4 protein-coding genes, 1 rRNA gene and 1 pseudogene are annotated in these 5,851 nt (G+C 72.8%); 1 reads left to right on the top strand and 5 read right to left on the bottom strand.

From position 1 onward, the window contains the following. Positions 1-76 (top strand): 5S ribosomal RNA (gene rrf / locus ACLIYP_RS28830); the annotation flags it as partial. A gap of 55 nt (positions 77-131) precedes the next feature. Here rrf and ACLIYP_RS28835 read toward each other — a convergent pair. From ACLIYP_RS28835 to ACLIYP_RS28855, 5 genes and pseudogenes are all read right to left on the bottom strand, one after another. Continuing rightward, a complete protein-coding gene (locus ACLIYP_RS28835) occupies positions 132-899 on the bottom strand; it encodes an aminoglycoside adenylyltransferase family protein (RefSeq protein ID WP_412716033.1) in 768 nt (255 codons plus the stop codon). Between the two features lie 44 nt (positions 900-943). Continuing rightward, on the bottom strand, positions 944-2,485 hold the full coding sequence (locus tag ACLIYP_RS28840; RefSeq protein ID WP_412716034.1) for a type VI secretion protein: 1,542 nt from the start codon (positions 2,483-2,485) through the stop codon (positions 944-946). A gap of 2 nt (positions 2,486-2,487) precedes the next feature. Further along, positions 2,488-3,942 carry an ATP-binding protein gene (locus tag ACLIYP_RS28845; RefSeq protein ID WP_412716035.1) on the bottom strand — a complete coding sequence of 485 codons (1,455 nt, stop codon included), beginning with the start codon at positions 3,940-3,942 and terminating at the stop codon, positions 2,488-2,490. A 15-nt stretch (positions 3,943-3,957) separates the two neighbouring features. Next, positions 3,958-5,508, bottom strand: a complete 1,551-nt coding sequence (locus ACLIYP_RS28850; protein ID WP_412716036.1) for an SCO6880 family protein — start codon at positions 5,506-5,508, stop codon at positions 3,958-3,960. 128 nt (positions 5,509-5,636) lie between these two features. After that, positions 5,637-5,851 (bottom strand): annotated as a pseudogene (locus ACLIYP_RS28855) (endo-1,4-beta-xylanase); the annotation flags it as partial.

Below are 5,851 nucleotides of genomic sequence, written 5' to 3' on the forward strand. Positions count from 1 at the left end.
GAACCCGGAAGCTAAGCCTTTCAGCGCCGATGGTACTGCATGGGGGACCGTGTGGGAGAGTAGGACGCCGCCGAACGATTATTCAGCCTCGGTCTTCGAGTTTCGACTCGAAGACCGAGGCTTTTTCACGTTCACGGTTTCTCCTGTTGCAGTCTGTCGATCTCGGAGAGCACTTTCTCCGTGTGCGGACCTACCCGCGCGCGTAGTTCGTCGCTCCAGGTCTCCTCGGAGTAGCGGTGATCGAGGTAAAGGTTCCTGGCGTGTTCAAGGACGGGCCGGTGTTCCGGTGGAAGCCGGTCGAGGGCCCAGTCGGCTGCGGTGTTCTTCGGCACGATCTCGCCGGTGGCGAGCGTGGTCCAGACACGGGCGAGAGTCAGTACGACGTTGCGGGTGTCGTCCTCCAGGTCGTCGAGCAGGCCGGGAATGCCCGCGGTGCTCGCTCGCACCAGGTCCTCGTGCGGTACGGGGTCGATGACCCGCGCGGGCCGGGGGCCGATGAGGGGCCGGTCTCCGGCCAGCACCGCGGTGAGCAGCAGGGCGAGGTCCGGCATCGGCTCCGGACGAGGGACCCCGCCGGCCTCGAACGCGTCGCGCAGCCACTCGCCGTACAGGAAGTCGCCGGTCGGCGGGAATCGCCATGGGCGGATCTCGGACTGGACGACGACGGTGAGTTCGACCGGGCGGAGGGACCCGTCCGCTGGACCGGAGATCCCGAGCAGTCCTCCGAGAAGCGCGTGCCGCTCCCGTTCGTCCATGCTCCGCCGGGACAGCACGAGGAGATCGATGTCGCTGGCCGGCCGGAGGCCTCCGAGCACGGAGGAGCCGTGGAGGTAGGCACCGATGGCGGTGGGGCCGAGTACGCCGTCGACCAGTTCCACTGCCTCCCGGAGCTGGTTCATTCCCGTGGTGTCCTCACTCGGCCGGTCGGTCAGGGCACAGGGGGTCAGGGCATGGGGCGCGCAGGCGGCCCGTTCTCGCCGAGCTGCGGCCACCAGACGTGTGCCTGGGCCTCCGAGCGCAGCAGCGCCAGGGTCGGCATGCCCGTCGGCTCGCCGTTCGCCAGGAGGTCGGGGAGCTGGGGGATGGGGGCGACGGCCGCGAGGTTGTGGAGGATCAGGGAGAGTGGTGGGTCGAGCCGGCCGGCGGATGACCCTGCGGCCATGCGGCGGCCGTGCTCGACCACGCTCGCGGTGAGAGCCGTGAGGAGCGGCATCGTGCCGGGGGCGCGGCGCGGATCCTCAACGGTTTCGCCCACGACATAGAGCGTTCCCCAATCGGCCGCAAAGGATTCCAGTGCCGTCGAATCCGTGCGGGGCGCCGTGCACGCGTTGCGGACGTGGAGTTGGGAGAGGCAGGCGAGGGCGCTCCGGACGGTGCGGAGGGCGGCGTCCCGGCGCTCGGGGTGGGCGATCAGGGTCGCCTCCAGCTCGCCCGCCGCGCCGGATGCCGCCTTGGGGTGCGTACGCAGGATCCGGACGGCCTCCGAGGAGGAGCCCGCCGCGGCGTTGGCCCAGCGGTGGACCTGGCGGAACGGCTCGCCGGCCACGGCGGCGGCATGGAGCCAGCAGCCCAGGAGCGTCTCGGCGGCGTCGTGGGCGGCCGCGTCCGCGCGTGCGGGGCTGCGCACGGGGGCGAGCAGGGCCGCGGCCCGCGCGGCGGCGGTACGGCGGTCGTCGCAGGCGTGGTGGGGCGACCAGCGCAGCCGTACGGGGGCGTCCGTGAGCTGTCCCGGGTCGTAGACGTGGACGGGGCCGAGCTTGGCGCGGGCTCCCGCGGTCTCCGCCCACAGGGCGGGATCGGCGGTCACGACGAGTGCGGCTCCGGGGGCGGCGTACAGGGCGTCGGCGGCCCGGGCGGTGTGGAGGGCGCCGTACTCGACGCCCGCGGGCGGACCGGAGAACGCCTCGGGGACGGGACGGGCCCGTACGGCGGCGGGTGCCTGTACGGGCTCCTGCGGGGGCGTGGGGGCCGCGGCCTCGGGCGGTGCGGCTCCGTGGCCCTCGGGCCCTCCGTGAGAGGGGAGGGGCGCCGTGGGCGTCTCGTGGGGCGCGGGCGGGGCGCCCTTGTGCGGAGCCGCCTGCCGGGCGGCCCGCCGGGCCGCACGCAGGGCGCGCCGTCGGGCCACGGCGCCGGTGGTGAGGAACCCCAGGACCGCCAGGACCATCGCCTGGCTGATGAGGATCCCCCAGAACAGGCCCGGCCCCGGCAGGGTCCCGGCCTGTGCCCCGGGCCAGGCGGCGGCCAGGTCGCCCGGTTCGGAGACGAGCGCGCGCATGGCCGCCGGGGTGCGGACGAAGGTGACGCCCCGCGGCCATGCTCCGTGGGCGAGGAGGCCGGCCAGCCCGGCGGCCGTCCAGCACAGGGTGGTGACGCCCAGCAGGAAGCCGATGAGGCCGAGCAGCAGGCCGTCGGGGATGCCCCTCTCCGGCGGGGCGCCCGTACCGCCGCCCTGTGCCCCGGGCGCTCCACCGTGGCCCCGTGCCACCGTCAGGCCACCGTCTCGTCGGCGCGTGCGAGCCGCTCCATCGCGGCCGCCCGGGACTCGGTCTCGGCGTCGAGGTCGTCGGCCAGGGTGTCCCGCATGGGCGAGCGGGGCGAGGAGCCGGACGGCGGGTCGGACGGCGGGTCGGCCGCGGAGGATTCGGTCATGGCGCGGTCGGTGAAGACCAGCGGGCGTTCGGCCTCGGTGACCAGGTGCTTGACGACCTGGACGTTGCCGTTGACGTCCCAGACGGCGATGCCGGGGGTGAGCGTGGGGATGATCTCCACGGCCCAGCGCGGCAGTCCCAGCACCTTTCCGGTGGCCCGCGCCTCGTCGGCCTTCTGGGCGTAGATGGTGCGGGTGGAGGCCATCTTGAGGATGGCGGCCGCCTCCCTGGCCGCCGCTCCGTCGACGACGTCCGACAGGTGGTGGACGACCGCGACGAACGACAGGCCCAGGCGCCGGCCGAACTTCAGCAGGCGCTGGAAGAGCTGGGCGACGAAGGGGCTGTTGATGATGTGCCACGCCTCCTCGACCAGGAAGATGCGCTTCCTGCGGTCGGGGCGGATCCAGGTGTGCTCCAGCCAGACGCCGACGATGGCCATCAGGATCGGCATGGCGATGGAGTTGCGGTCGATGTGCGAGAGGTCGAAGACGATCAGGGGCGCGTCGAGGTCGATGCCCACCGTCGTCGGGCCGTCGAACATGCCGCGCAGGTCGCCGTCGACCAGGCGGTCCAGGACGAGGGCCACGTCCAGGCCCCAGGCGCGGACGTCCTCCAGGGCGACGTTCATCGCCTCGGCCGACTCCGGCTCCGGGTGGCGCAGTTGCTCGACTATGTCGGTGAGGACGGGCTGGCGTCCGGTGACGGTCTCGTTGACGTAGGAGTGCGCGACCTTCAGCGCGAAGCCGGCGCGCTCGTCGAGGCCGTGGCCCATGGCGACCTCGATGATGGTGCGCAGCAGGGCGAGCTGGCCGGTGGTGGTGATGGACGGGTCCAGCGGGTTGAGGCGGATGCCCTGGTCGAGCGCGGCCATCGGGTCCAGGCGGATGGGGGTGACGCCCATCTGCTCGGCGATCAGGTTCCACTCGCCGACGCCGTCCTCGCCCTGGGCGTCCAGGACGACGACCTGGCGGTCGCGGAAGCGCAGCTGGCGCAGGATGTAGGTCTTCTCCAGCGCCGACTTGCCGTTGCCGGACTCGCCCAGCACCAGCCAGTGGGGGGCGGGGAGTTGCTGGCCGTAGAGCTGGAAGGGGTCGTAGATGTAGCCCTTGCCGCTGTAGACCTCGCGGCCGATGATCACCCCGGAGTCGCCCAGTCCGGGGGCGGCGGTGGGCAGGTAGACGGCCTGTGCCTGGCCCGTGGAGGTGCGCACGGGCAGGCGGGTGGTCTCGGTCTTGCCGAAGACGAAGCTGGTGAAGGCGTCGGTGACGGCGGTCAGCGGATCGAACGCGGCCATGGTGGTTGCGCCTCCTCAGCGGCGGATGCCGGTCGCGAACGGCAGGGTGTTCACGAACGCACGGTGATGCTCCCGGTCGCACCACTCCAGCTTCAAGTAGCTCTTTCCGGCCGACGCCCGGATCGTGCGCTTGTCACGTGCCAGGGCGTCGGGGTTGCGGGACGAGACGGTGATGTAGCCGACGAGGTTGACGCCCGCGGCGCCGGAGGCGAGGTCCTCGCCGCGCTGGTCGACGCGGCTGTGGGCGGCCACGTCGCGCGGGTCGACGGTGCGGTTCATCTTGGCGGCGCGGCTGGCCTCGGCGGCGTCATTGGTCTTCTCCGTCAGCATGCGCTCGATGGCGACCTCGGTCGGCTCCAGGTCCATGCAGACGGCGACGGTGCGGATCACGTCGGGGGTGTGGACCAGCAGCGGGGCGAGGAAGTTGACGCCCACGGGGGTCATCGGCCACTCCTTGACCCAGGCGGTGGCGTGGCACCAGGGGGCGCGGGTGGCGGACTCGCGGGTCTTGGCCTGGAGGTGGGTGGGCTCGGAGGCGTCCAGCTCGGCGGGCCAGGCGTTGCGGCGGCTCATGGCCTGGATGTGGTCGATGGGGTGGTCCGGGTCGTACATGGAGTGGATCAGGGACGCCATGCGGGACTGGCCCAGCGGCTGCCGTACCCGGATGTCGGCCTCGGTCAGGCGGGCGCAGATGTCGGTGAGCTCCCGGGCCATGACGACGGCCAGGCCCTCGTCGCGGGTGAGGCGGCGGCCGGTGGAGGCGCGGGTGGCCTTGGCGATCGCGGCGGCCTCGGCGGCCAGGTCGCGGGTGTAGTGCATGCAGGCCACCAGGTAGGCGCGGTGCTGCTCGCTGGAGGTGGAGACCATCGACAGCAGCTGCTCGTAGGAGTCGCGCAGCCAGGGCGCGGCCCGTTCGTCGCCGCGCTGCGCGACGTCCTTGGCGTGGGCGTCGGGGTCGGCGGGGAGGGTGCGGGCGAGCATCTGGAGGCGGGTGACGAAGCCGTCGCCGTTGGCCACGTGCTTGAGGAGGGTGCCGAAGCGGTCGACGAGGGCCTCCTGGTCCTCGCTGTCGCGCAGGCCCACGCCCGGTCCCTCGATCTCGATGGCGGCGGTGACGGTGCGGCGGTCGGCGTGGAGCAGTACGGCGATCTCGTCCGGCCCGAAGGGGGCGGACAGCCAGTTGACCCGGCCGACGCCGGGGGGAGGGGGGATGTCCACCTCGGTGCCGTCCAGCCGGGTGCCGGCCTCGGCGGCGGCCGAGCGGTAGGTGGTGCCGCGGCGCAGCAGGCGCCGGTAACTGCGGTTGATCTCGAACCACTTGTAGTACGTCCGGCCGTTGTAGGGGACGTACACCGCGGCCAGGGCGATCAGCGGGAAGCCGGCCAGCAGGGCGATGCGCAGCGACAGGACGGGGACCAGGAGTCCGCTCATCATTCCGAGGAACGCGCCCGCGATGATCAGCGCGATCTCGCCCGTCTCCCGGTTCCTGCCGACGATGGCGTTGGGACGGGCGCGCCCGATCATGTACGTGCGGCGCGGAGCGACGGTGTGGGACGGGGTCGTCATCCGCGATCACCTCCGGTGCGGTTGCTGGTGGTGCCGCCGCCGCTGCCCGTGCGGGGCGGGGGCGGCGCGGTGGGCCGGGAGGTCCGGTCGCCGCGCGAGGCGTGGGCGGCCACACCGCCGGAGACCGGGTTGGCGGGCCGGGCGGCGGTCGGGAAGGTGGACGGGTTGCGGGAGGGCTCCAGGGCGGCCAACTTCATCTCGTTCTCGGCGGTGAGGGAGTTGAACTCCCGGTTCAGGACGCTCATGTAGTCCGACTCGCCCATCCGGTTGGCGGCGATCGCGGTCCCGAAGTAGCGGCCCTTCTCCGCCGCCGCCGCGCCCAGGGTGGAGGCCGCGGAGGCGG

This window comes from Streptomyces nanhaiensis (assembly GCF_046614825.1).
GTDB lineage: Bacteria > Actinomycetota > Actinomycetes > Streptomycetales > Streptomycetaceae > Streptomyces > Streptomyces radiopugnans.

Excerpts from the sequence above, each read along its gene's own strand:
- ACLIYP_RS28835 (WP_412716033.1), bottom strand. The coding sequence starts at position 899 with ATGAACCAGCTCCGGGAGGCAGTGGAACTGGTCGACGGCGTACTCGGC.
- ACLIYP_RS28845 (WP_412716035.1), bottom strand. The coding sequence starts at position 3,942 with ATGGCCGCGTTCGATCCGCTGACCGCCGTCACCGACGCCTTCACCAGC.
- ACLIYP_RS28850 (WP_412716036.1), bottom strand. The coding sequence starts at position 5,508 with ATGACGACCCCGTCCCACACCGTCGCTCCGCGCCGCACGTACATGATC.